The 22826-nt window shown below is 43.7% G+C and carries 19 protein-coding genes; 3 read left to right on the top strand and 16 right to left on the bottom strand.

What is annotated here, in order from left to right:
- Window positions 1–198: 198 nt before the first annotated feature.
- A complete protein-coding gene (locus tag BO219_RS08085) occupies window positions 199–558 on the bottom strand; it encodes a response regulator (RefSeq protein ID WP_006320988.1) in 360 nt (119 codons plus the stop codon).
- Window positions 559–730: 172 nt separating this feature from the next.
- Between BO219_RS08085 and BO219_RS08080 the strand changes: the two genes are divergently transcribed.
- A complete protein-coding gene (locus tag BO219_RS08080; RefSeq protein ID WP_077429158.1) occupies window positions 731–1249 on the top strand; it encodes a DUF2529 domain-containing protein in 519 nt (172 codons plus the stop codon).
- A gap of 27 nt (window positions 1250–1276) precedes the next feature.
- Here the strand turns inward: BO219_RS08080 and BO219_RS08075 are convergent, their stop codons facing one another.
- The 9 genes from BO219_RS08075 to BO219_RS08035 all read right to left on the bottom strand — a co-directional run bounded on the left by BO219_RS08075 (window position 1277) and on the right by BO219_RS08035 (window position 14255).
- Window positions 1277–2872 carry a CTP synthase gene (locus BO219_RS08075; protein WP_077429157.1) on the bottom strand — a complete coding sequence of 532 codons (1596 nt, stop codon included), beginning with the start codon at window positions 2870–2872 and terminating at the stop codon, window positions 1277–1279.
- Window positions 2873–3026: 154 nt separating this feature from the next.
- Window positions 3027–3626: a DNA-directed RNA polymerase subunit delta gene (rpoE, locus tag BO219_RS08070; RefSeq protein WP_077429156.1), complete on the bottom strand. Its 600-nt coding sequence runs from the start codon at window positions 3624–3626 to the stop codon at window positions 3027–3029.
- Between the two features lie 71 nt (window positions 3627–3697).
- Window positions 3698–6952, bottom strand: coding sequence for a fused isobutyryl-CoA mutase/GTPase IcmF (icmF, locus tag BO219_RS08065; RefSeq protein WP_077429155.1), 3255 nt, complete (start codon window positions 6950–6952; stop codon window positions 3698–3700).
- 20 nt (window positions 6953–6972) lie between these two features.
- Window positions 6973–7596, bottom strand: a complete 624-nt coding sequence (locus BO219_RS08060) for a TetR/AcrR family transcriptional regulator (protein WP_035020162.1) — start codon at window positions 7594–7596, stop codon at window positions 6973–6975.
- A gap of 10 nt (window positions 7597–7606) precedes the next feature.
- A complete protein-coding gene (locus BO219_RS08055) occupies window positions 7607–8746 on the bottom strand; it encodes an acyl-CoA dehydrogenase (RefSeq protein ID WP_006320994.1) in 1140 nt (379 codons plus the stop codon).
- On the bottom strand, window positions 8743–9894 hold the full coding sequence (locus BO219_RS08050; protein WP_077429154.1) for an acyl-CoA dehydrogenase: 1152 nt from the start codon (window positions 9892–9894) through the stop codon (window positions 8743–8745). Before BO219_RS08050 ends, BO219_RS08055 begins: the two co-directional genes overlap by 4 nt.
- Before the next feature lie 13 nt (window positions 9895–9907).
- Window positions 9908–10753, bottom strand: a complete 846-nt coding sequence (locus tag BO219_RS08045) for a 3-hydroxybutyryl-CoA dehydrogenase (RefSeq protein WP_230403166.1) — start codon at window positions 10751–10753, stop codon at window positions 9908–9910.
- Between the two features lie 14 nt (window positions 10754–10767).
- Window positions 10768–11949, bottom strand: coding sequence for an acetyl-CoA C-acetyltransferase (locus BO219_RS08040; protein ID WP_077429153.1), 1182 nt, complete (start codon window positions 11947–11949; stop codon window positions 10768–10770).
- 167 nt (window positions 11950–12116) lie between these two features.
- The gene (locus tag BO219_RS08035) at window positions 12117–14255 is read right to left on the bottom strand and encodes a (Fe-S)-binding protein (protein WP_077429152.1); all 2139 of its coding nucleotides are present in this window, start codon (window positions 14253–14255) and stop codon (window positions 12117–12119) included.
- A gap of 87 nt (window positions 14256–14342) precedes the next feature.
- Between BO219_RS08035 and cls the strand changes: the two genes are divergently transcribed.
- Window positions 14343–15521, top strand: a complete 1179-nt coding sequence (gene cls, locus BO219_RS08030; RefSeq protein ID WP_171700134.1) for a cardiolipin synthase — start codon at window positions 14343–14345, stop codon at window positions 15519–15521.
- 38 nt (window positions 15522–15559) lie between these two features.
- On the opposite strand, the gene argS is transcribed toward cls, so the two are convergent.
- From argS to speE, 5 genes are all read right to left on the bottom strand, one after another.
- Entirely contained in the window at window positions 15560–17230 is a 1671-nt protein-coding gene (gene argS / locus BO219_RS08025; RefSeq protein ID WP_077429150.1) for an arginine--tRNA ligase, read from the bottom strand.
- Window positions 17227–17664, bottom strand: coding sequence for a YwiB family protein (locus tag BO219_RS08020; RefSeq protein ID WP_077429149.1), 438 nt, complete (start codon window positions 17662–17664; stop codon window positions 17227–17229). The genes argS and BO219_RS08020 overlap by 4 nt, the downstream gene beginning before the upstream one ends.
- A 90-nt stretch (window positions 17665–17754) precedes the next feature.
- Window positions 17755–18123, bottom strand: coding sequence for a hypothetical protein (locus tag BO219_RS08015; RefSeq protein ID WP_006321005.1), 369 nt, complete (start codon window positions 18121–18123; stop codon window positions 17755–17757).
- Window positions 18124–18236: 113 nt separating this feature from the next.
- On the bottom strand, window positions 18237–19109 hold the full coding sequence (gene speB / locus BO219_RS08010) for an agmatinase (RefSeq protein ID WP_004893113.1): 873 nt from the start codon (window positions 19107–19109) through the stop codon (window positions 18237–18239).
- A gap of 12 nt (window positions 19110–19121) precedes the next feature.
- Window positions 19122–19949, bottom strand: coding sequence for a polyamine aminopropyltransferase (gene speE, locus BO219_RS08005; RefSeq protein WP_004893116.1), 828 nt, complete (start codon window positions 19947–19949; stop codon window positions 19122–19124).
- A gap of 176 nt (window positions 19950–20125) precedes the next feature.
- Here speE and BO219_RS08000 point away from each other — a divergent pair, with 176 nt between their 5' ends.
- The gene (locus BO219_RS08000) at window positions 20126–22177 is read left to right on the top strand and encodes a transglycosylase domain-containing protein (protein ID WP_077429148.1); all 2052 of its coding nucleotides are present in this window, start codon (window positions 20126–20128) and stop codon (window positions 22175–22177) included.
- Window positions 22178–22315: 138 nt separating this feature from the next.
- On the opposite strand, the gene BO219_RS07995 is transcribed toward BO219_RS08000, so the two are convergent.
- Complete coding sequence (locus BO219_RS07995; protein ID WP_012576228.1) at window positions 22316–22822, bottom strand: YwhD family protein; 507 nt, start codon at window positions 22820–22822, stop codon at window positions 22316–22318.
- Between the last annotated feature and the right edge of the window lie 4 nt (window positions 22823–22826).

The following is a 22826-nucleotide window of genomic DNA, read 5'->3' as shown; positions in this document are numbered from 1 at the left end:
ATCCTCCTTAAATGTAGCCATTGTTCACTATCCGAAAGCGCCTTTCACATGTACAATGACCAAAATACGACAAATTTATACAAGACGACATCGAATAGTATGTACATTATAAGAATAACAAACTTTGTTTCCACACATCAACATTATTCACTGAAACGGACGAAACTTTGTGAAAAAAGTTCAAAAAACTGTCAATGGTTAACCGATATATTTTTTCACTGCATCACGCATATCGTCTATGTCAAAAGGTTTCGCAAAATGAGTCAGCGCACCGAGCTTTTTCGTCTCATGAATCATATCTAGTTCACCGTAGGCCGTCATGACGATAACTTTAACATTTTCATTCATCTCTTTCATTTTCTTTAAAATTTCAACCCCATCCATGCCTGGGATTTTCATATCTAACAACACTAAGTCTGGAGAATGTTGCGCAAATAAATCAAGTGCCTGAACACCATTGGCTGCCTGATACGTTTCGTATCCTTCTTTTTGAAACACTTCGTTTAATAAAATACGAATGCCAAACTGGTCGTCCACAATTAAAATCTTCCCCGCCATATCAACACCTCTATTTTCTCTTTTTTCATATGTAAAGCTCCTATTTTTATTATCGTATCATTATTTCGAAATTTTTACCATTTATCCTGCTTCATGTTCGAATTTTGATCATTTTTTTATTTTTTAATATAATGAACACCATAGACAACGTCGCATGAAAAGGGGATTCACCATGTTAAAAATATTATCGACACAGCTTGCTGGAGTGTTTCAACGAATAAGCGCACAAGAAGAGGAGCAGTTTGAAGATGCTGCCCGCTTACTTGCACAAGCAGTCATTAGTAACGGAACGATTTTTATTTACGGCATCGATGAAATGGAAGCAGTTGTTGCGGAGGCGCTTTATGGAGCTGAAAAGCTACCAAACGTAAAACGGCTAGATATAAACGAAGTAACAACCGCTGATCGCGTGCTCATCGTTTCACGCTTTTGTACAAATGAAGAAGCGATTCGCATCGCTAAACAACTTCAAGAACAAAACATATGGACGATCGGTATGTCATCCATCATAGAAGAAACGACACAAACACTTGTTGATTACGTCGACGTGCATATTGATTTATGTTTAAAACAGTCGCTCGTTCCAACAGAAGATGGTACACGCGTTGGTTTTCCTTCTGCGATTGCCGCTTTATTCGCTTATCATAGTTTAGCGCTCATGACGCAAGAAATTGTCACAGAATACGAGTAAGAGGATGCCCATATCGGACATCCTCCTTTATTTTTGCAACGATGCGCGAATAAATTCGCGGAAAAGCGGCTGTGGACGCGTCGGACGAGATGTAAATTCTGGATGAAACTGCGCCGCAACGAACCATGGGTGATCTTTCAACTCGATAATTTCGACAAGACGGCCATCTGGGCTTGTACCTGAAAAGACGAAACCATTTTCCTCCATCATCGTACGGTACTCATTGTTAAACTCATAACGATGGCGATGACGTTCATAAATGACCTCATCTTGATATGCGTCGTACGCTTTCGTTCCTTCCACAAGCTTGCACGGATATAAGCCGAGGCGAAGCGTTCCACCTAAATCTTCAATGTCCTTTTGTTCTGGCAATAAGTCAATAATTGGATGCGGTGTGCTTGGATCGATTTCCGCTGAATGCGCACCTTTTAAGCCGACGACATGACGAGCGAACTCGACAGACGCCAGTTGCATGCCTAAACAAATGCCAAGGAATGGGATGCGTTGTTCACGCGCATAGCGAATCGCCTCAATTTTCCCTTCAATACCTCGGTCGCCGAATCCGCCCGGAACGAGAATACCGTTTACCCCTTGAAGCAACTGAGCGACGTTGTTTCGATCGACATGCTCGGAGTTAATCCAACGAATATCGATGTCAGCATCAAAGGCATATCCTGCATGACGTAACGCTTCGACGACAGAAATATACGCATCTTGTAGTTCAACATATTTTCCAACGAGCGCAATCGTCGTTTTGTTTGATAAGTTGCGCACTTTTTCAACAAGCGCAACCCACTCTGTCATATCCGGTTCGTTGCAGTTTAGTTTTAAATGTTCACAAACAATTTGATCTAATTTTTGTTCTTGAAGCATAAGCGGTACAGCGTATAGCGTATCGGCATCGCGCGCTTCAATAACCGCTTTCGGATCGATGTCGCAGAACAAAGCAATTTTATCTTTCATATCTTGAGACATCGGCATTTCTGTGCGCACGACGATGACGTTTGGCTGAATGCCTAAGCTGCGCAATTCTTTGACGCTATGTTGCGTCGGTTTCGTTTTCATTTCACCTGCCGCTTTAATATACGGCACAAGTGTACAATGAATGTACATCACATTGTCGCGACCGACATCGCTTTTAATTTGACGAATGGCCTCTAAAAACGGAAGAGATTCAATGTCGCCAACCGTTCCACCGATTTCAGTAATAACAACATCCGCATTCGTCTCACGTCCTGCCCTAAACACACGCTCTTTAATTTCGTTCGTAATGTGCGGAATGACTTGTACCGTTCCTCCTAAATAATCGCCGCGACGTTCTTTTTTCAATACGGTGGAATAAATTTTTCCTGTTGTGACGTTGCTGTATTTGTTTAAATTAATGTCAATAAAGCGCTCGTAATGACCTAAATCTAAGTCCGTTTCTGCCCCGTCATCTGTGACAAACACTTCTCCATGTTGATACGGACTCATCGTTCCTGGGTCAACGTTAATGTACGGATCAAATTTTTGAATGGTCACTTTCAAGCCGCGATTTTTTAGTAAGCGACCAAGTGAAGCAGCCGTAATTCCTTTCCCAAGCGATGATACGACGCCACCTGTTACAAAAATATATTTTGTCATGACCTTCCCCCTCGATTCATTTGGAATAGTTACAGTGTGTGCGAATTCGGGGAAAAATAAAAACGCTCCGCTTACAAATATGTAAGGGAGCGAACGTATCTCTATGAAAAGAGCCCAAACAGAATTCTACATATATCGAGGTAAAAAGTCAAGGTTATAATTCCTCATCTTCTTCTAACTCTAATTCTTCATCGACGACATCTAGCTCTTCATCAATCGGTTCATCATCTAAATCTAGTTCTTCGTCTAATAAGTCGTCAATCACTTCTTCGTCTTCATCTAATTCAAAATCGTCGTCTAACAATTCTTCGTCGTCCAATAATTCCTCATCTAAATCGTCATATACTAATTCGTCCTCATCGACCATGTCATCAAAGTCATCAAAGTCATCCGCCACTTTTTTCTTCTTCTTCACGCGTTCTACAGGCACCGCTTCGTCTTCTGTTTGATCATACGGATACCACGAGCGTAAGCCCCAAGCCGTTTCCCCAACACAAATAAACCGGCCGTCGACGTTTAAATCTGTATAAAACTGCGCTAGTCGTGCGCTTACTTCACTTTCAGATAGCCCTTTCATCGCGACGAGTTGCTCGACCATCTCTTGAAATGACACCGTCTGTTTTTTCTCACACAATAGCAAATACGCAAGTTCGACGAAAGACATCTCTCGCAATTGTTCTTGAGAGTATTGCTCCAAACTCACTTTCCGCACTCCCTTTCTCCAACGTATGAAAACAACAAAAATCCATACCATTCATTATAAACAAATTCATTTACTTTATGCTAGACGGTTGCCCAAAAAAAATGTCGGGACATCCCCCGACATTACATATTGCGGCGATATTGTCCACCGACTTCATACAACGCTTTCGTAATTTGTCCTAAGCTTGCTACTTTGACTGTTTCCATCAACTCAGCAAAAATGTTGCCACCGCTTACTGCGACATGTTTTAAACGAGCGAGCGCCGCTTCCACTTCGTCTTTATGTTCTTCATGGAATTTGCGTAAGTTTTCAAGTTGTAATTGCTTTTCTTCGTATGATGCGCGTGCAAGCTGTAGGCTTTCAATTTCTTCTTCAACCGCTGCGTTCGGGTTTAAATATGTGTTTACCCCGATGATCGGCAGTTCTCCGCTATGTTTTTTCATTTCATAATACATCGATTCATCTTGGATTTTACCGCGTTGATATTGCATTTCCATCGCGCCAAGTACGCCACCGCGCTCATCAAGGCGCTCAAACTCTTTTAATACCGCCTCTTCCACTAAGTCGGTTAATTCTTCGATAATAAATGAACCTTGTAGCGGATTTTCGTTTTTCGTTAATCCATGCTCTTTTGTAATGATGAGCTGAATCGCCATCGCGCGACGAACAGACTCTTCGGTCGGTGTTGTGATCGCCTCATCGTAGGCGTTCGTATGCAATGAGTTACAGTTATCATGAAGCGCCATAAGCGCCTGTAGTGTTGTACGAATGTCGTTAAAGTCAATTTCTTGCGCGTGAAGCGAACGTCCTGATGTTTGGACATGATATTTCAACTTTTGACTTCGTTCATTTGCCCCGTATTTTTCACGCATCGCAACCGCCCAAATGCGTCGGGCTACGCGACCGATGACAGTATATTCTGGATCGAGACCGTTGCTGAAGAAAAATGATAAGTTTGGCGCAAAATCATCAATATGCATGCCTCGGCTTAAATAATATTCCACGTACGTAAAACCGTTTGCTAGCGTAAATGCCAATTGCGTAATCGGGTTTGCGCCTGCTTCGGCAATGTGGTAGCCTGAAATCGACACAGAATAATAGTTACGAACGCGATTGTCAATGAAATATTGTTGAATGTCCCCCATCATACGCAACGCAAATTCCGTTGAGAAGATGCACGTATTTTGTCCTTGATCCTCTTTTAAAATATCCGCTTGAACTGTTCCGCGTACCGTCTGTAACGTTTGCGCTTTCACTTGCTCATATTCTTCTTTCGTCAACTTTCGCCCAAGCTCTGCTTCTTTTTTCTCTACTTGTTGATCGATCGCCGTATTCATAAACATCGCTAAAATGATCGGCGCAGGACCGTTAATTGTCATCGATACGGATGTAAGTGGGTCGCATAAATCAAATCCTTTGTATAGCTTTTTCATATCGTCTAACGTACAAACGCTTACGCCGCTTTCGCCAATTTTCCCGAAAATGTCTGGACGTTCATTCGGGTCTTCTCCATATAACGTCACAGAGTCGAAGGCGGTGCTTAACCGTTTCGCCGGATCGTCTTTGCATAAGTAATGGAAGCGCCGATTCGTTCGCTCTGGCGTACCTTCTCCTGCAAATTGCCGCTTCGGATCTTCCTCTTGTCGTTTAAACGGGAACACACCTGCTGTAAACGGGAATACACCTGGCACATTTTCCTTATAAAGCCATCGTAAAATTTCTCCGTAATCTTTAAACTTTGGTAACGCGACTTTTGGAATATCTAAACCTGCTAAACTTTTCGTTGTGAGCGGGGTGACGATTTCTTTATCGCGCACTTTCGTCACAAACTCTTTAGCGGCATATTTCTTTTTGACATCTTCCCATGAAGCTAATAGTTTTCTTGACTCTGGCGTTAATTTTTCTTCATATGATCGCTTGGCCTCTTGCAAGGCTGATAATGCTTGTTCATGATAGCGCTCATTCATCGTTTCGATAGCGCCTTCGAGCTGAAATACGCGGCGAGCAATTTCACATTGTTCATTGACGCGCTTATGATATTGACGGATCGTATCGGCAATTTCACGCAAATAATGGCGGCGTTCGTTCGGGATAATGACGTTTTGTTTTTCAACATGATCGACTTTTTGCAACGTCGTCGTCCAATTCGTGCCCATTCGCTCATTAATTAAGTCGACTAATGCGACAAATAACGTATTTGTTCCCGGATCGTTAAATTGGCTTGCGATCGTGCCGAATACAGGCATTTCGCTTACGTCGCGATCAAATAATTGGTGGCTTCGCTGATATTGCTTCTGTACTTGACGCTTCGCATCTTCTGACCCTTTGCGCTCAAATTTATTAATGACGATGAGATCGGCATAGTCGATCATATCAATTTTTTCAAGCTGAGATGGGGCGCCAAATTCGCTCGTCATGACGTACATCGCAATATCGCAAATATCTTTAATTGCTGCATCCCCTTGTCCGATGCCGCTCGTTTCCACAATCACTAAGTCAAAACCCGCTGCTTTCACGACTTCAATCGCGTCTTGAATGGCAAGCGACAATTCCGAACGTGAACTACGCGTTGCTAAGCTGCGCATATATACGCGCGGAGAAGAAATGGCGTTCATACGAATGCGATCCCCAAGCAACGCACCGCCCGTTTTTTGCTTCGTCGGGTCAACCGATAAAATCGCCACTTTTTTCTCGGGAATTTCGTTTAAAAAACGACGCACAAGCTCATCAGTAAGCGAACTTTTTCCCGCACCACCGGTTCCGGTAATTCCGATAACTGGTACGCGTTTCGCCATCGCTTTCACTTGTTGCAAAACCGCTTCCGTTGTAGCGGCAACTTCGCTATGAGTATTGACGCGATTTTCGCATACGGTAATTAAGCGCGCCACCGCTTGAACGTCCCCGTTCGCTAATCGCTCTACTTCATCGGTAATTTCCTTGACGGTCGGAAAATCACATTCTTCCATCATGATGTTAATCATTCCTTGCAATCCATAGCGACGCCCGTCTTCTGGTGAGAAAATGCGGGCGATGCCGTATTCGTGCAACTCTTTTATTTCCCTTGGAATAATGACGCCACCGCCACCGCCGTAAATGCGAATATGCCCTGCGCCACGCTGTTGTAATAAGTCGTACATATATTTAAAAAACTCCATATGGCCGCCTTGATATGAAGATACCGCAATTCCTTGTACATCTTCTTGAATGGCGGCGTTCACAATTTCCTCAACGGAGCGGTTATGGCCGAGATGAATGACCTCCGCTCCGCTTGCTTGTAAAATGCGACGCATAATGTTAATGGCTGCATCGTGCCCATCAAATAAACTAGACGCCGTCACAAAGCGAACGTGATGTTTTGGACGATAAATGTGAGCCATGTTTCTCCCATCCCCTTTCGCTACCGCTTCATAATGCCTTCAAGCAATAGCTTTGTTTGCAATTCAATATATTCATCGAGCGTATACATTTTTTTCAACGCCCAACGACGGAATCCCCACATTTGACCGAGAACGAAAATGTTATGTGCAAACAATTGAATTTCTCGTTCCGTTAATGAAAATACCCCATTGTCTACGCAACGTCGTAAAATATGTTCGAACATCGCAACCATTTGCAATTCTTTATTAAGCACATACGGAAGCGATTCTTTGCCGAGCGACTTTGCCTCTTGATACATGACGAGCACTTCGTCTTGCAGCTCGTCAACGACACGGAAATAGTAATCAATCGCTAATTTTAAACCGTCTAAATCCCCTTTTGTCGTATCGATTGCTTGCTCCATACGATCGCGCACTTCATCGTAAATCCGATCGCACACTAAATAAAGGACATCTTCTTTTTTGCGAATGTATTCGTATAACGTTCCGATGCTAAAGCCAGAAGCGCGGGCAATTTCGCGCGTCGTCGTTTGATGAAACCCCTTTTGCTTAAATAGCGAAATCGCCCCTTTTATCATTTGATTACGCCTTTTTTTCACAAGCCGTTCGTCTTTCACAGACGCGGGCACTTCACGTTTTTTCATCACATCACTCCTATTTCGTCAACATTCTTGAAATGACGATGCGTTGAATTTCTTGCGTGCCTTCATAAATTTGCGTAATTTTTGCATCGCGCATAAACCGTTCGACTGGATAGTCTTTCGTATAACCGTAGCCACCGAAAATTTGTACTGCCTCCACGGTGACTTTCATTGCTGTATCCCCTGCAAACAATTTCGCCATCGCAGATTCTTTTCCGTACGGTAAACCGTTTGATTCAAGCCACGCCGCTTGATACGTTAGTAAACGAGCAGCTTCAATAGCAGTTGCCATGTCAGCTAGTTTAAAGGCAATGCCTTGTTGTTCTGCAATTGGCTTGCCGAATTGAATACGTCCTTTCGCATATTCTACCGCTGCATCTAACGCCCCTTGCGCGATGCCAACCGCCTGCGCTGCGATACCATTCCGACCGCCATCAAGCGTCATCATCGCAATTTTAAATCCTTCTCCTTCTTCACCGAGCAAATTTTCTTTCGGAATGCGACAATCTTCAAAAATGAGCTCCGTTGTTGGCGATGAACGAATGCCGAGCTTTTTCTCTTTTTTCCCGATCGAAAAACCAGGCGTTCCTTTCTCAACAATAAATGCGCTAATGCCGCGGTGCTTTTTCTCTGGATCTGTCACCGCAAAAACGACATAAATGTCCGCTTCTCCACCGTTTGTAATCCATACTTTTGAACCGTTTAATACGTAATGATCACCATCACGCACCGCACGCGTTTTCATCGCTGACACGTCAGAACCTGCACCCGGCTCAGATAAACCGTACGCCCCAAGCTTTTCCCCTGTCGCTAGTGCTCGTAAATACGTTTGTTTTTGTTGTTCTGTCCCAAATTTATAAATTGGCCAACTTGCTAATGAAATGTGAGCAGAAAGCGTCACTCCCGTCGATGCGCATACCTTTGAAAGCTCCTCCACCGCGATGACGTATGCCAAATAGTCGCTACCGATACCGCCGTATTCCTCTGGCCATGGGATGCCCGTCAAACCGAGATCTGCCATTTTATTAAAAATGTCGCGATCAAAACGTTCTTCTTCATCGCGTTCTGCTGCGGTTGGTGCAACTTCGTTTTTCGCAAAGTCGCGCACCATTTTTCGTATCATTTCATGCTCTTCGCTTAATTGAAAGTTCATTTCCCCATCCCCCTAAACAAATGTTTACTAATGACGAGCCGCTGAATTTCGCTCGTTCCTTCGTAAATTTCACATACTTTCGCATCGCGGAATAATCGTTCAACCGGATAGTCTTCGGTATAACCGTTGCCTCCGAAAATTTGTACCGCTTCAATGGCGTTTTCCATCGCCGTTTTCGATGCAAAAAGCTTCGCCATCGACGCTTCTTTTCCACATGGCATACCGTTTGAGCGTAAAAACGCTGCACGATAAACAAGCAGTTTAGCCGCTTCAACGTTCGTGGCCATATCGGCTAGTTTAAAAGCAACGCCTTGTTGTTCTGCAATTGGCTTACCGAATTGAATGCGTTCTTTCGCATAATTCGTCGCATGTTCAAGCGCTGCTTCCGCAATGCCGAGCGATTGCGCTGCAATTCCGATGCGACCGCTATCTAAATTAGCCATCGCGATTTTAAAGCCATCGCCTTCTTGACCGAGCAAATTTTCTGCTGGTACGCGCATATCTTCAAACGATAATTGAACGGTGCGCGATCCGTGAAGCCCCATTTTTTTCTCGTCTTTTCCGATGACAAGACCTGGGGTATGTTTTTCAACGATAAATGCGCTTACTCCTTTACTTCCTTTTTCTTCTGGATTTGTACGGGCAAATACGATGTACGTGTCCGCTTCTCCACCATTGGTAATAAATACTTTCGAGCCGTTTAATACGTAATGATCGCCGTCGCGAATAGCTGTCGTTTTTAAGCTTGCCGCATCCGATCCTGCCCCTGGCTCCGTTAAGCAAAACGCCCCTAAATATTCCCCGCTCGCTAGCTTCGGCACATATTTTTGCTTTTGCTCTTCCGTTCCAAAATATAAAATCGGATTGGTGCCGACAGACGTATGGACAGATAAAATGACTCCAACGGTTGCGCTCACTTTTGAAATTTCATGTATCGCAATGATATATGATGTAAAATCCATCCCCGCTCCACCGTATTGTTCAGGAACGGTAATGCCCATTAACCCAAGCTCCGCCATTTTTTTAAGGATAGGGCGCGGAAACTCTCCGCGCTCCATATGCTCGACGAACGGTGCAATTTCATTTGCTGCAAACTCGCGCACCATTTGACGCATCATTTGTTGTTCTTCTGTAAAATGAAAATTCATGGTGTCAACTCCTTTATTCGTACGTGTAAAATCCTCGCCCTGTTTTTCGTCCGAGCCAACCCGCTTTCACATATTTGCGTAAAAGCGGACATGGGCGGTATTTATCGTCACCAAGCCCATCATGAAGCACTTCCATAATGTATAAACACGTATCTAAGCCAATAAAATCCGCTAAAGTGAGCGGTCCCATCGGATGATTCATTCCGAGCTTCATCACTTCGTCGATCGCTTCCTTTGTGGCAACGCCTTCGTATAAACAATAAATCGCTTCGTTAATCATCGGCATTAATACACGATTGGAAACAAACCCTGGGAAGTCGTTCACTTCAACCGGTACTTTTCCTAACGTTTTTGTCATTTGCTCAATCGCTTCATACACTTCGTCAGCCGTCGCAAGACCGCGAATAATTTCGACAAGTTTCATAATTGGTACCGGATTCATAAAATGCATGCCAATGACTTTTTCTGGTCGTTTCGTTGCTGCGGCAATTTCTGTAATCGGTAAAGAGGACGTATTTGTTGCTAGAATGGCATGCGAAGGTGTAATTTCGTCTAGTTGTGCAAACAGTGCTGTTTTCACATCCATATTTTCAACAACAGCTTCAATGACGACATCGACATCGCTTCCATCTTGCAAATTTGTCGATGTACGAATGCGACCCATTGCTTCATCGCGCTGTTGTTCACTTAACGTTCCTTTTTCAACAAATTTATTGATGCTTTTTGCAATATTGTTGAGCCCCCATTGTACACGCTCTTCGTTGACATCATTTAAAATGACATCATACCCTGCCGTTGCGCACACTTGGGCAATTCCTGATCCCATTTGGCCTGCGCCAACAACCATCACTTTTTTCATGTCCCCATCCCCCATTAATGAACTTCAATCATTATTGCATCGCCTTGACCGCCACCGCTACAAATCGCTGCAATGCCAAGGCCGCCTCCGCGACGTTTCAATTCATGAATTAACGTAATCATAATGCGCGCTCCGCTCGCTCCGATCGGATGCCCAAGCGCAATGGCACCGCCGTTTACATTTACTTTTTCTTCTGGCAAGTCAGCAATTTTCATGCTTGCTAAAGCGACAGCAGCAAACGCTTCGTTAATTTCAAATAAGTCAATGTCGTTTACGGTTTTGCCTGTTTTACGCAACAATTCGTTGATGACGATGCCTGGTGTTTTCGGAAAATCTTTCGCTTCAATGGCAATCGCCGTATGGGCTACAATTGTCGCAAGTGGCGTGAGCCCTTCTTTTTGCGCGCGCTCTTCGCTCATTAATACGAGCGCAGCTGCTCCATCGTTTACCCCCGGCGCATTGCCTGCTGTAATCGTGCCTGTTGGATCAAATACGGGCGCCAGTTTCGCTAATTTTTCAAGCGATGTATCCTTACGCGGTGATTCATCCACCGCTACGGTGATCGGTTCCCCTTTTCGTTGTGGAATAGAAACAGGGACGATTTCTTCAGCAAATTTGCCGCTTTCGATCGCCGCAATCGCTAATTGATGGCTGCGATACGCCCAGCGGTCTTGTTCTTCGCGCGTAATGCCTAACTCTTTTGCTGTTTCACTTCCGTAAATACCCATATGCACACCTGTAAAACTGCATGTCAATCCATCATAGACCATTAAATCTTTCACCGTCGAGTCGCCCATACGCAATCCCCAACGTGCTTTCGGTAATATATACGGCGCATTGCTCATCGATTCCATTCCACCTGCAACGATGACGTCCGCATCTCCAGCACGAATGATTTGATCACCGAGCGTGACGCTACGCATCCCTGAGGCGCACACTTTATTAATCGTTTCGGTTTTTGTCTCCCACGGAATCCCCGCTTCTCTCGCTGCTTGCCGCGATGGAAGTTGTCCTTGTCCACCCTGCAATACGGTGCCAAATACGACTTCATCGACATCTTCTGCACTAACATTTGCGCGCACGAGCGCCTCTTTGATCGCAATACCTCCAAGCTGCGCTGCGCTCAATGCGCTTAAACTGCCACCAAACTTTCCGAAAGGTGTACGTACCCCACTAACAATGACCGTTTTCCCCATGTTTCTCCCCCTTTTCGTTATAAGAAAGCCCTTTCAAAAATATTGAGCGAACGCTCGTTCAATGATGGACGGGCAAAGAAGGCGCACGACAAGCCGCACACCTTCCTATTGCTTTCATTATACTGAAAATATCTTAAAAATAAAACTATTTATTTTTTTTAGAATTTTTAATGAACAGGTCCAAATACCGCCTTTTCTAACAACTCCGCCACATCATACGTGCCAACTTTTTCTTCTACTTCTTTTGCTTTCGTACCATCTGATAGCATTGTTAAGCAGTACGGACAGCCAGAGCTAATAACTGTCGGATTCACTTCTAGCGCCTGTTCTGTGCGCGCGACGTTAATGCGGGTGCCTGTTGTTTCTTCCATCCACATTAATCCGCCACCAGCGCCACAACACATGCCTGTTTCGCGATGGCGTGCCATTTCAACAAGTTTCACGCCCGGAATCGCTTTCAAAATTTGACGCGGTGCATCGTATACGTCGTTATATCGACCTAAATAACATGAATCATGGAATGTCACGACTTCGTTTACTTCATATTTCGGGACAAGACGACCTTCTTCAACAAGCTTTGCTAGTAACTCCGTATGGTGATATACTTCCGCTTCAAAGCCGAAATCTGGATATTCGTTTTTGAATGTGTTATACGCATGCGGGTCGATCGTCACAATTTTTTTCACGCCCGCTTTTTCAAATTCGGCAATATTGGCTGTCGCTAATTCTTGGAATAAAAATTCGTTTCCTAAACGGCGTGGCGTATCGCCCGAGTTTTTCTCCTTGTTTCCTAAAATCGCAAATTTCACGCCTGCTTCATTTAATAGACGCGCAAAGGCTAACGCAATTTTTTGGCTTCGATTATCGAACGAACCCATCGAACCAACCCAGAATAAATATTCGAATTCTTCCCCTGCTTTTTGCATTTCTTTTACTGTCGGAATGCGGACATCTTCACGCAACTCGCGCCAATTTTCTTTTTCTTTGCGATTGAGTCCCCATGGGTTTCCTTGACGTTCGATATTTGTCATCGCCCGTTGTGCATCTGGGTTTAACTTTCCTTCTGTTAATACGAGGTAACGACGCAAATCAATAATTTTATCGACATGTTCATTCATAACTGGGCATTGGTCTTCACAGTTGCGACACGTCGTACATGCCCAAATTTCTTCTTCCGTAATGACATCGCCAATTAAGTTCGGCATTTCAATCGTTGCGGCTTGTTCTTGCATTCCTTGTGCCATAAAAGCGAGCTGGTTTCCTTTTGTGTTCGCAAACGCAAACGTCGGCACCCAAGGAGCTTTCGATGTAATGGCTGCACCTTTTTCTGTTAAATGGTCGCGCAACTTTAAAATAAGATCCATCGGTGATAACATTTTCCCTGTCCCCGTTGCTGGGCACATGTTCGTACAGCGCCCGCACTCGACACAGGCATATAAATCGATAAGTTGCGTTTGCTTAAAGTCTTCAATTTTCCCGACGCCAAACGATTCTTGTGTCTCATCTTCAAAGTTGATTTTTTCAAGTTTCGGTCTCGTTAATCGGCTGAAAAAGACGTTAACTGGTCCGGCGATTAAATGGGCGTGTTTTGATTGTGGCACGTACACTAAAAACGTTAATAAAATAAGCAAATGCACCCACCAAGCGACAAAAAACAACGCCGCTGCTCCTGTTTCGCCTACCCAACTAAACGCAAGCGCAATGGCAGAAGCGACAGGTTCGCTCCATGATGATCCTTCGTTATGCCAAATGCGTCCCATACCGTTACCGAATAACACCGAAAGCATTAGTCCACCGATAAAAATAAGGACAAGTCCTGCTTTGAAATCACGTTTTAAACGGACGAGCTTTTCGATGTAACGGCGATAAAACGCCCATAACACCGCCACTAAAATAAGCAATGTGACAATTTCTTGGAAAAACGTAAACGCTGGATAAAGTGGCCCGAGCGGCAAGTGCGCCCCTGGCACAAGCCCTTTAATAATGAAATCAATGGCACCAAACTGAACGAGAATAAAGCCGTAAAAGAACATGACGTGAATAATGCCGCTTTTTTTGTCTTTTAACAGCTTTTTTTGCCCAAAGACGTTCACCCATATGTTTTGTAGACGCTCTTTCACTTTTCCATCAAACTCAACTTTTTTCCCTAACTTAATATACGCAATGCGCGTTTTCACGAGATACACAAACAAATGAACGGCGTACGCTGTCACAAGTAAAAAAACAATCCAGTTCAACCAAAGCACAATACCCTTCCCCCTTTGTTGTAAAAATAAAATAAATTTTCTGAACAAACTTACTTTCATTATATAATGAATGAGCATTCAGTCAATATTTTTTCTCATTTTTTATTTTCTTTTTGGGAAAACTACAACAATGAAAGGAGTGGGGGCATGCGCTGGCTCATAGTTGCTATTATTTTATTGTTTCTTCTTTTGCTCGATTATAAATGGGGCGATAAAGTGTCAAAAACGACAGCACGAAAAAAAATCGGTGTCGAACGACAAAGCGACATCACGCTATTTACGACGGGTGAAACGTTGTTTGAAGACTATTTCGCGCAATTAGAGCAAGCGAAACATCATATTCACATTTTATTTTACATCGTACGCAATGATGAAATCGGGCAACGATTTTTTTCTTTACTTGAGCAAAAAGTAAATGAAGGAGTAGAAGTGCGTCTACTTGTTGATTGGGTTGGCAGTTTCGGGCTACCGTCATCCCTCCGACAAAAAAGCGGGCAATTTGCCTTTGCGAATCGTCCAACATTGCCGTTTTTTTTCTACAAATTGAACGAACGAAATCACCGAAAAATTACCGTTATTGATGGAAAAGTTGGCTATTTAGGTGGGTTTAACGTCGGAAAAGAATATATTGGTCAAGATCCGAAGTTTGGCCATTGGCGCGACTATCATTTGAAAATTATGGGAGAAGGGGTTCATGATTTGCAGCGACAATTCCAAGAAGATTGGAAAAAAGCGACTGGGCAATCGTTTGGAGATGATGAACGGTATTTTCCACCCCTTCAAAAAGGAACGGTGAAACACCGCTTTCTTCCGACAGATGGAGCATATTTGGAGGATGAGTTTATTCAACTGATCGAACAGGCGAAAAGGGAAATCTTGATCGGTACCCCGTATTTCATTCCGAGCCAAAAATTGATGAACGCTCTTTTGAAAGCGATGAAACGAGGTGTTCAACTAACCATTATTGCCCCGATGCAAGCGGATCATCCGTTTGTCAAAGAAGCTTCATTTCCTTATTTTCGTCAGCTTCTTCGCGCAGGAGCTCGTATTTATCAGTTTTATAACGGGTTTTACCATGCAAAAGTAATTGTCATCGATGACGATATATGTAATATCGGCACAGCGAATTTCGATCATCGCAGTTTGTTCATCAACTACGAAATGAATTGTTACATATATGACAAACCGTTCATTCAATATGTGAAACAAACGATCGCTCGCGACATCGACACATCTACATTATTGACAGCGGAATATTTTCGCAAGCTGCCTTGGCTTGACCGACTAAAAGAAGGCGTTGCGACTTTGATGTCTCCATTGTTGTAATGAGAAAGGGTGCCCTATTGAGGACACCCTCTTTTGCATTACATTTTTTCCGGTGCATGTACACCAACAAGCGCTAACGCATTTTTCAATGTAATTTGTACAGCTTTCATAAGCGCCAGGCGAGCGCGGCTTTTTTCAACATTCGTTGCATCAAGCACTTTTTCCGCGTTGTAAAAACTATGCAACGCTGAAGCAAGATCAAAAATGTAGTTCGTCATGCGATGTGGTGAACGTTTCACCGCTGCTTCCGCAACAGCTGAAGGAAACTCTCCGAGTTTTTTCAATAAGTCGATTTCTTTTTCCGCTAATTCGTATGTGAAAGAGAGTTGCCCATCATAAGATAATCCTTGTTCTTCACCTTGACGAAGCATGCTGCATACACGTGCATGAGCATATTGCGCATAGTACACAGGGTTTTCATTCGATTGCGACACCGCTAAGTCCATATCAAAATCTAAATGCGTATCCGATGAGCGCATCGCAAAGAAATAGCGCGTGGCGTCTAGTCCGACTTCTTCCATTAAGTCGCGCAACGTAACAGCCTTTCCTGTCCGCTTGCTCATGCGCACTTTTTCACCGTTTTGATACAAGCTGACAAGCTGAATAATTTCAACTTCTAATACATCAGGGTCGTATCCGAGCGCAGCGATCGCCGCCTTCATGCGCGGAATGTAACCGTGATGATCGGCTCCCCAAATGTTAATAATTTTTTCAAACCCGCGCTCAAGTTTATCTTGATGATACGCAATATCTGGCAATAAATATGTGTACGTGCCATCTTGTTTGATGAGCACGCGGTCTTTGTCGTCACCGAATGTCGTCGAACGGAACCATGTCGCGCCATCTTGTTCGTAAATATGTCCTTTTTCGCGCAATGTCTCAAGCGCCTTTTCGATTTTTCCGTTATGGTAAAGAGACGTTTCCGAATACCATACGTCAAACGTGACGCGGAAGTCCGCTAAATCTTTTTTAATTTTATCCATTTCAAACGCTAATCCGTACTCGCGAAACTGTTGAAGTCGCTCTTGTTCATCGAGCGCGACAAACTTGTCGCCATGTTCTTCTGCTAATTTTTTCCCTAGTTCAATAATATCTTCACCGAAGTAGCCGTCTTCTGGCATATCTTTATCAATGCCAAGCGCTTGAAAATAGCGCGCTTCGACCGACTTGGCTAAGTTAGCAATTTGGTTTCCGGCGTCGTTAATGTAATATTCTCGCGTGACGTCAAAACCTGCTTTTTTCAAAATGTTGCATAACGAATCACCAACCGCTGCTCCACGTGCGTGACCTAAGTGCAAACTACCTGTCGGGTTTGCGGAGACGAACTCAACTTGCACTTTTTGACCGTTGCCGACGTTTGTTTCACCGTATGCGTCCCCTGCTTGTAAAATGGTTGGAACGAGTTCTGTTAAATAGCGATTGTCCATGTAAAAATTAATAAACCCTGGTCCAGCAATGTCCACTTTTTTCACGAACACAGCTTCACCGTTAAAATGGCGTACAATGTCTTCCGCAATCATGCGTGGTGCCTTTTTTGCAACGCGCGCGAGTTGCATCGCAACGTTTGTTGAATAGTCGCCGTGCGCTTTATCTTTTGGCGTCTCTAAAATGATGTTTGGAACGTCCGCTTCTGTCGCGACTCCTGAGCGAATGACTGCTTCCCTGATTTCTTCTTTTAACTTTTGTTTCATTTGTTCAACAATGTTCATTTTTTTGCCTCCTTAAACGAAATCGTCACCGTATGACGACCAACGTGTTTCCCTGATAAATGGAGTATGTAAGAAAAAAACAACTGCCCTTTTTTCGTTTTCTCGTTATACTGATACAGCACTTGTTCTGTTTTTGTTTTCATTTCCCAGCGCGCCATCGGGCTTTCGTACGTGCCGATCGTTTCCGACTGCTTGCGAAACGTATGTCGCATCGAGATCGCACCGGAACGGAGAACGACGACTTCATCATTGGCAATTTTCACGACGTTTTTGATCGTTTCTCCTTCATACGTCTCTTCAAACGTTACATACGTTGCGTCTCCTTTTAAGTAGTATAAACCATTTGCCTCAATGACAACAATTTCTTTTCGTGCACCGTCGCGAATTTCTGTCACCTGCTTTAGCTGTATCGGTACTCCGTTCACCTTCCCCACATCCTCGCTGTTGTTGTGACTGTAGATAAGTATAGAAAAAGAGGCGCATACATGCAATAGGCGGCCTCTTTTTAGAGACCGCCGAACAGGTTACGCTTGCTTTAAGTTTTTTAATACATTCCATGCAAACACGAGCACCGCGAGCGTCACAAGAGTACCTCCGATCGCTGTGAGCGGAATGAATGCTTCATTTCCAGAAACGACAAACGCTAAACCGATCATCATCGCTGGTAATCCGATGTTATGAAGCCAAAAGTGTGCTTTCGCTGTTTTTGTTTCCGCAATATGAGGGAATAAATGATATAAAATGCCAGCAAGCGTCAACGCCGTCCAACCGAGCAAGTTAATATGGACGTGGACAGGTGTAAATGTAAAAACGTGCGTCATCGACATATAAAGCCCTAAACAGACGCCAATTGCGAAATAAACAGCCGAAATTTTAATCAATCGAATACCCATTTTTCTCACCTCCTTTCAAACGTTTCCATCATGTAAATGTTACTTTCAATGTATGATGTTGGCAATACTTTTATGAAAAAAAATCCCTGTCGCGCGGACAGGGATTTTTGTCTTTATTTTACCCAACCGAGAAGCATTTCGCGCACGAGTTTGCTTGCTGTGTTGGCTGTTTGTTCAGAGTGATCATATACAGGCGCAACTTCGACTAAATCTGCTCCGACAACGCGCACATCGGAGCGCGCAATCGCATGAATCGCAGCTAATAGCTCTTTCGATGTAATGCCTCCTGCATCAACAGTTCCTGTTCCCGGCGCATGCGCTGGATCTAATACGTCAATGTCGATTGTCACATATACCGGGCGGCCTGCAAGCGTTGGAAGCACCTCTTTTAACGGCTCAAGTACGTCAAATTTCGCAATATACATCCCGTTTTGTTTCGCCCATTCAAATTCTTCTTTCATTCCAGAACGGATACCGAAAGAATATACATTTTTCGGTCCGATCAGCTCAGCAATTTTACGAATTGGCGTCGAGTGCGACAACGGTTCACCCTCGTAATGTTCGCGTAAATCTGTGTGCGCATCCATATGAATAATTGCTAAGTCTGGATATTTCTTATATACCGCTTTCATAACTGGCCAAGACACTAAATGCTCGCCGCCAAGACCGAGCGGAAACTTTCCAGCTTCCAATATACGATCGACAAACTGTTCAATCATGTCTAAACTGCGCTGAGCGTTACCGAACGGTAAAGGAATATCACCCGCATCAAAATATTTCACTTCATCAAGCTCGCGGTCTAAATATGGACTATATTCTTCAAGCCCGATCGACACTTCGCGAATGCGCGCTGGACCGAAGCGAGAACCTGGGCGATAGCTCACTGTCCAGTCCATTGGCATTCCATAAATAACCGCCTGACTTTCTTCAAAATTTGGGTGGCTCTTAATAAATACGTTGCCAGAATACGCTTCATCAAATCGCATCGTTTTCTCTCCTTACTTCACTAAGTCTTCAACAAATTTCGGCAATACGAAGCATGCTTTATGAAGCTGTTTTGTGTAATATTTCGTTTCGATGTCATGGAAACGGTCATCGCTTACTTCAAGCGGATCATACTTTTTCGAACCGAGGGTGAACGTCCACATACCGCTTGGGTACGTCGGAATGTTTGCGATATATAAACGCGTAATCGGGAAAATTTCGCGCACATCACGTTGAACGGTGCGAATTAAATCTGCTTTAAACCAAGGGTTGTCTGTTTGCGCAACAAAAATACCGTCTTCTTTTAACGCTTTCGCAATGCCTGCATAAAACCCTTTTGTAAATAAATTCACCGCTGGGCCAACAGGTTCTGTCGAGTCAACCATAATGACGTCATATTTATTTTCACTTTGCGCAATATGCATAAAGCCGTCATCTACTTTCACTTCAACGCGTGGGTCGTCCAATTGACCGGCGATTTCTGGCAAATATTTTTTCGAATACTCGATCACTTTGCCGTCAATTTCAACAAGCGTCGCTTTTTTCACGCTCGGATGCTTTAACACTTCACGAATGACACCGCCGTCTCCGCCACCAACAACAAGAACGTTTTCTGGATTTGGATGCGTAAATAACGGAACGTGCGCCACCATTTCATGATAGACGAACTCATCTTTTTGCGTTGTCATCACCATTCCGTCTAAAATAAGCATGTTCCCGAATTCTTCTGTTTCGACCATATCGAGCTTTTGGAATTCCGTTTGCTCTGTATGTAAAGTGCGTTTAATTCGTGCTGTAATCCCAAAGTTGTCCGTCTGTTTTTCAGTAAACCAAAGTTCCATATTGAACACCCTTTCGTCAATAATGCACCGCTTATCATGCCCAAAAAATAAAATGCTAAACATGAAAAAGTATAGAGCAATCTAGCAAAATTTCAAGTAAAAATTGCTAGAAAACGTTTAAAAAAATAAAAATGTTTTTATACTAAATTGTAAACGTAAAAAATGAGGTGATGGCTATGGAGACGATTGCCATCGAACGATGGAAACGAACGTTTAAATATATGCGACTCTTTCTTTTGTTCGCTTTTGTTGCTAGCTTGTTATGCACACTCACGATCGCCGGGCTTATTATATTTGCGAAATGGAAAGGCCCTCCCCCTTTAGCCGTTCCGCAATCCACAATTTTTTATGCAGAAGACGGAACGAAAATTGGTGAAAATCATTACGGAGGAAAAAGATATTGGATAAAACTATCCGATATGTCTCAACACGCCATTGAAGCGACGATTGCGGTGGAAGATCGAAAATTTTTTGACCACTACGGTTTCGACTTGAAGCGCATCGCTGGGGCGATCGTCGCAGATATTAAAGCGATGAAAAAAGTGCAAGGAGCAAGCACAATTACTCAACAATATGCCCGCAACTTATTTTTAAGCTACGAAAAAACGTGGTGGCGAAAAATACAAGAAGCACTGTATACGATTCAACTGGAAGCAAACTACGAAAAAAACGACATTTTAGAAGGATATTTAAACACCATTTATTACGGACATGGTGTATACGGCATTGAGGCAGCCGCCAACTTTTATTTCGGAAAATCGGCCCGCGATTTAACCGTAGCGGAAGCAGCGATGCTCGCAGGCATTCCGAAAGGCCCGAGCTACTATTCGCCGCTTGTGGATATGGAACGAGCAAAAAAACGGCAACGCATTGTCTTACATTCGATGGTCGAGGCAAAATTTTTATCCGAGAAAGAAGCCGAAAAAGCAGCAAATGAACCGCTTCATTTTTCAAACGGCGAGCATATGAAAACAAAAACGATCGCCCCGTATTTTCAAGATGCGGTCAAACAAATGTTAAAAACAAAACTCGGATTTGATGAAGAAACGATTGAAATGGGCGGATTGCGTGTGTATACAACGCTCGATATCGACATGCAAGCAATCGCAGAAGCAAAAATAAAAGAAACGATTCATTCGCAGTCTAACATTCAAGTGGCGCTTGTCGCGATGGAGCCGAAAACAGGTGAAGTGAAAGCACTTGTCGGAGGGCGTGACTATGAGAAAAGTCCATTTAATCGGGCAACACAAGCAAAACGTCAACCTGGCTCTACATTCAAGCCGTTTTTATATTATGTCGCGCTACAACATGGGTTTACCCCATCAACGTTGTTACGTAGCGAACCAACGACGTTTACACTTGAAGACGGTTCGACATATGCACCGCGCAACTTTAACAACTATTACGCGAACGATACAATTACACTCGCTCAAGCGATTGCCTTATCTGACAACGTCTATGCCGTAAAAACGCATTTGTTGCTCGGACAAGACAAGCTTGTCGCCATCGCCAAACAACTTGGCATTACAAGCAAACTGAAACAAGTGCCATCGCTTGCGCTCGGGACGTCGCCCGTTAAGGTGATGGATATGGCACGCGCCTACAGCATTATCGCCAACGGTGGAAAAAAGGTCGAACCTGTATTTATTAAAAAAGTGACAAACTTCGAAGGAAAAGTGCTATACGAACAACAATCAAACGATGAACAAATACTCGATCCTGCACTTGCTTTTGTGACGACGCATTTAATGACCGGCATGTTTGATCCGACATTAAATGACTATGCTTCGGTGACAGGACAGTCGATTATGTCACGCATGACTCGACCATATGCTGGAAAATCGGGGACGACGAAAACAGATAGTTGGATGATCGGTTTCACGCCGCAACTTGTCACAGCTGTTTGGACGGGATATGACCGAGATGAAACGATTGATCGCACAGACGAAAAACAATACGCCAAACATATTTGGGTCAATTTTATGGAAGATAGTTTACGCGGAAGAAAAGTCGCGACATTCGAACCGCCAGAAGGCGTCGTTGGCGTATATGTCGATCCTCATAGTGGGAAACTTGCGACAACCGCTTGTCCGATCAAACGGTTAAGCTACTATGTCGTCGGTACAGAACCGACCGACTACTGCAAGGACCATCCAGCGGAAAAGAAAAAGAAGAAAAAGAAAAAGGAAAAAGATTCGTGGTTAAAACGGTTGTTTGATTGGTTTTAAACATAAACGCCCAAGCGAGTATGCTTGGGCGTTTATGCGTCCTAGTTTTATCATGTGTTACATTTGTACTTTTAGTTTACTCCTTTTCCCACTCAACGACAAGTATACATAGGTTTTCGTTCACAAAACCGTCACATTTTATCCATGATTTTGAAGCTGACGTTTTAACTCCTCGCTTGAGCGTTCCCACATGTCGCGGTTATGTTGTTGTAAAAACGAAGCTAACACCTCTTTTGACCGCGCATCCATATGATCGACAATAATATGACGCTTTAATGATTTGTCCATGCGGTTCACATGCTCAGGAAGCGATTTATATCCACGACGCGCCGCACGATCGACCGTCATTTCGCATGCTGTCACCCCGGCATAATACGCCCCTTCTTCCGCCTGATCAATCGTTACCCAGACGAGCCAATAAGGCTTGCCGTTTGGCACTTCATCACGATTTGGTGTGAACTTAATGCCTTTCTCTACGACGCTGCGCGCATGCATCGCTCCCATATCAATAAACGCTTCGCCTGCTTCAACATCGATAATGACAGGAGAAACGTTCGCCAAACTAAGCACCCCTGTACCAAACGTTCCGTGCACTTTCGGCTCTTTTTTAATAATGTTAAACATCGGCTTTTTTTTCTCTTCCACGATC

The sequence above is a fragment of the Anoxybacillus kestanbolensis genome (assembly GCF_001996285.1).
Classification (GTDB): Bacteria; Bacillota; Bacilli; order Bacillales; family Anoxybacillaceae; genus Anoxybacillus; species Anoxybacillus kestanbolensis_A.
The sequence above is the reverse complement of the archived record's forward strand: the minus strand, read 5'-3'. Positions and strand labels throughout refer to the sequence as shown.

Excerpts from the sequence above, each read along its gene's own strand:
- BO219_RS08045 (WP_230403166.1), bottom strand. The coding sequence starts at position 10,753 with ATGAAAAAAGTGATGGTTGTTGGCGCAGGCCAAATGGGATCAGGAATT.
- BO219_RS08035 (WP_077429152.1), bottom strand. The coding sequence starts at position 14,255 with ATGAAAGTAAGTTTGTTCAGAAAATTTATTTTATTTTTACAACAAAGG.
- BO219_RS08055 (WP_006320994.1), bottom strand. The coding sequence starts at position 8,746 with ATGAACTTTCAATTAAGCGAAGAGCATGAAATGATACGAAAAATGGTG.
- icmF (WP_077429155.1), bottom strand. The coding sequence starts at position 6,952 with ATGGCTCACATTTATCGTCCAAAACATCACGTTCGCTTTGTGACGGCG.
- BO219_RS08080 (WP_077429158.1), top strand. The coding sequence starts at position 731 with ATGTTAAAAATATTATCGACACAGCTTGCTGGAGTGTTTCAACGAATA.
- speE (WP_004893116.1), bottom strand. The coding sequence starts at position 19,949 with ATGGAACTTTGGTTTACTGAAAAACAGACGGACAACTTTGGGATTACA.
- BO219_RS08060 (WP_035020162.1), bottom strand. The coding sequence starts at position 7,596 with ATGAAAAAACGTGAAGTGCCCGCGTCTGTGAAAGACGAACGGCTTGTG.
- speB (WP_004893113.1), bottom strand. The coding sequence starts at position 19,109 with ATGCGATTTGATGAAGCGTATTCTGGCAACGTATTTATTAAGAGCCAC.
- rpoE (WP_077429156.1), bottom strand. The coding sequence starts at position 3,626 with ATGGTATGGATTTTTGTTGTTTTCATACGTTGGAGAAAGGGAGTGCGG.
- BO219_RS08075 (WP_077429157.1), bottom strand. The coding sequence starts at position 2,872 with ATGACAAAATATATTTTTGTAACAGGTGGCGTCGTATCATCGCTTGGG.
- argS (WP_077429150.1), bottom strand. The coding sequence starts at position 17,230 with ATGAACATTGTTGAACAAATGAAACAAAAGTTAAAAGAAGAAATCAGG.
- cls (WP_171700134.1), top strand. The coding sequence starts at position 14,343 with ATGCGCTGGCTCATAGTTGCTATTATTTTATTGTTTCTTCTTTTGCTC.
- BO219_RS08050 (WP_077429154.1), bottom strand. The coding sequence starts at position 9,894 with ATGAATTTTCATTTTACAGAAGAACAACAAATGATGCGTCAAATGGTG.
- BO219_RS08085 (WP_006320988.1), bottom strand. The coding sequence starts at position 558 with ATGGCGGGGAAGATTTTAATTGTGGACGACCAGTTTGGCATTCGTATT.
- BO219_RS08015 (WP_006321005.1), bottom strand. The coding sequence starts at position 18,123 with ATGGGTATTCGATTGATTAAAATTTCGGCTGTTTATTTCGCAATTGGC.
- BO219_RS08040 (WP_077429153.1), bottom strand. The coding sequence starts at position 11,949 with ATGGGGAAAACGGTCATTGTTAGTGGGGTACGTACACCTTTCGGAAAG.
- BO219_RS08000 (WP_077429148.1), top strand. The coding sequence starts at position 20,126 with ATGGAGACGATTGCCATCGAACGATGGAAACGAACGTTTAAATATATG.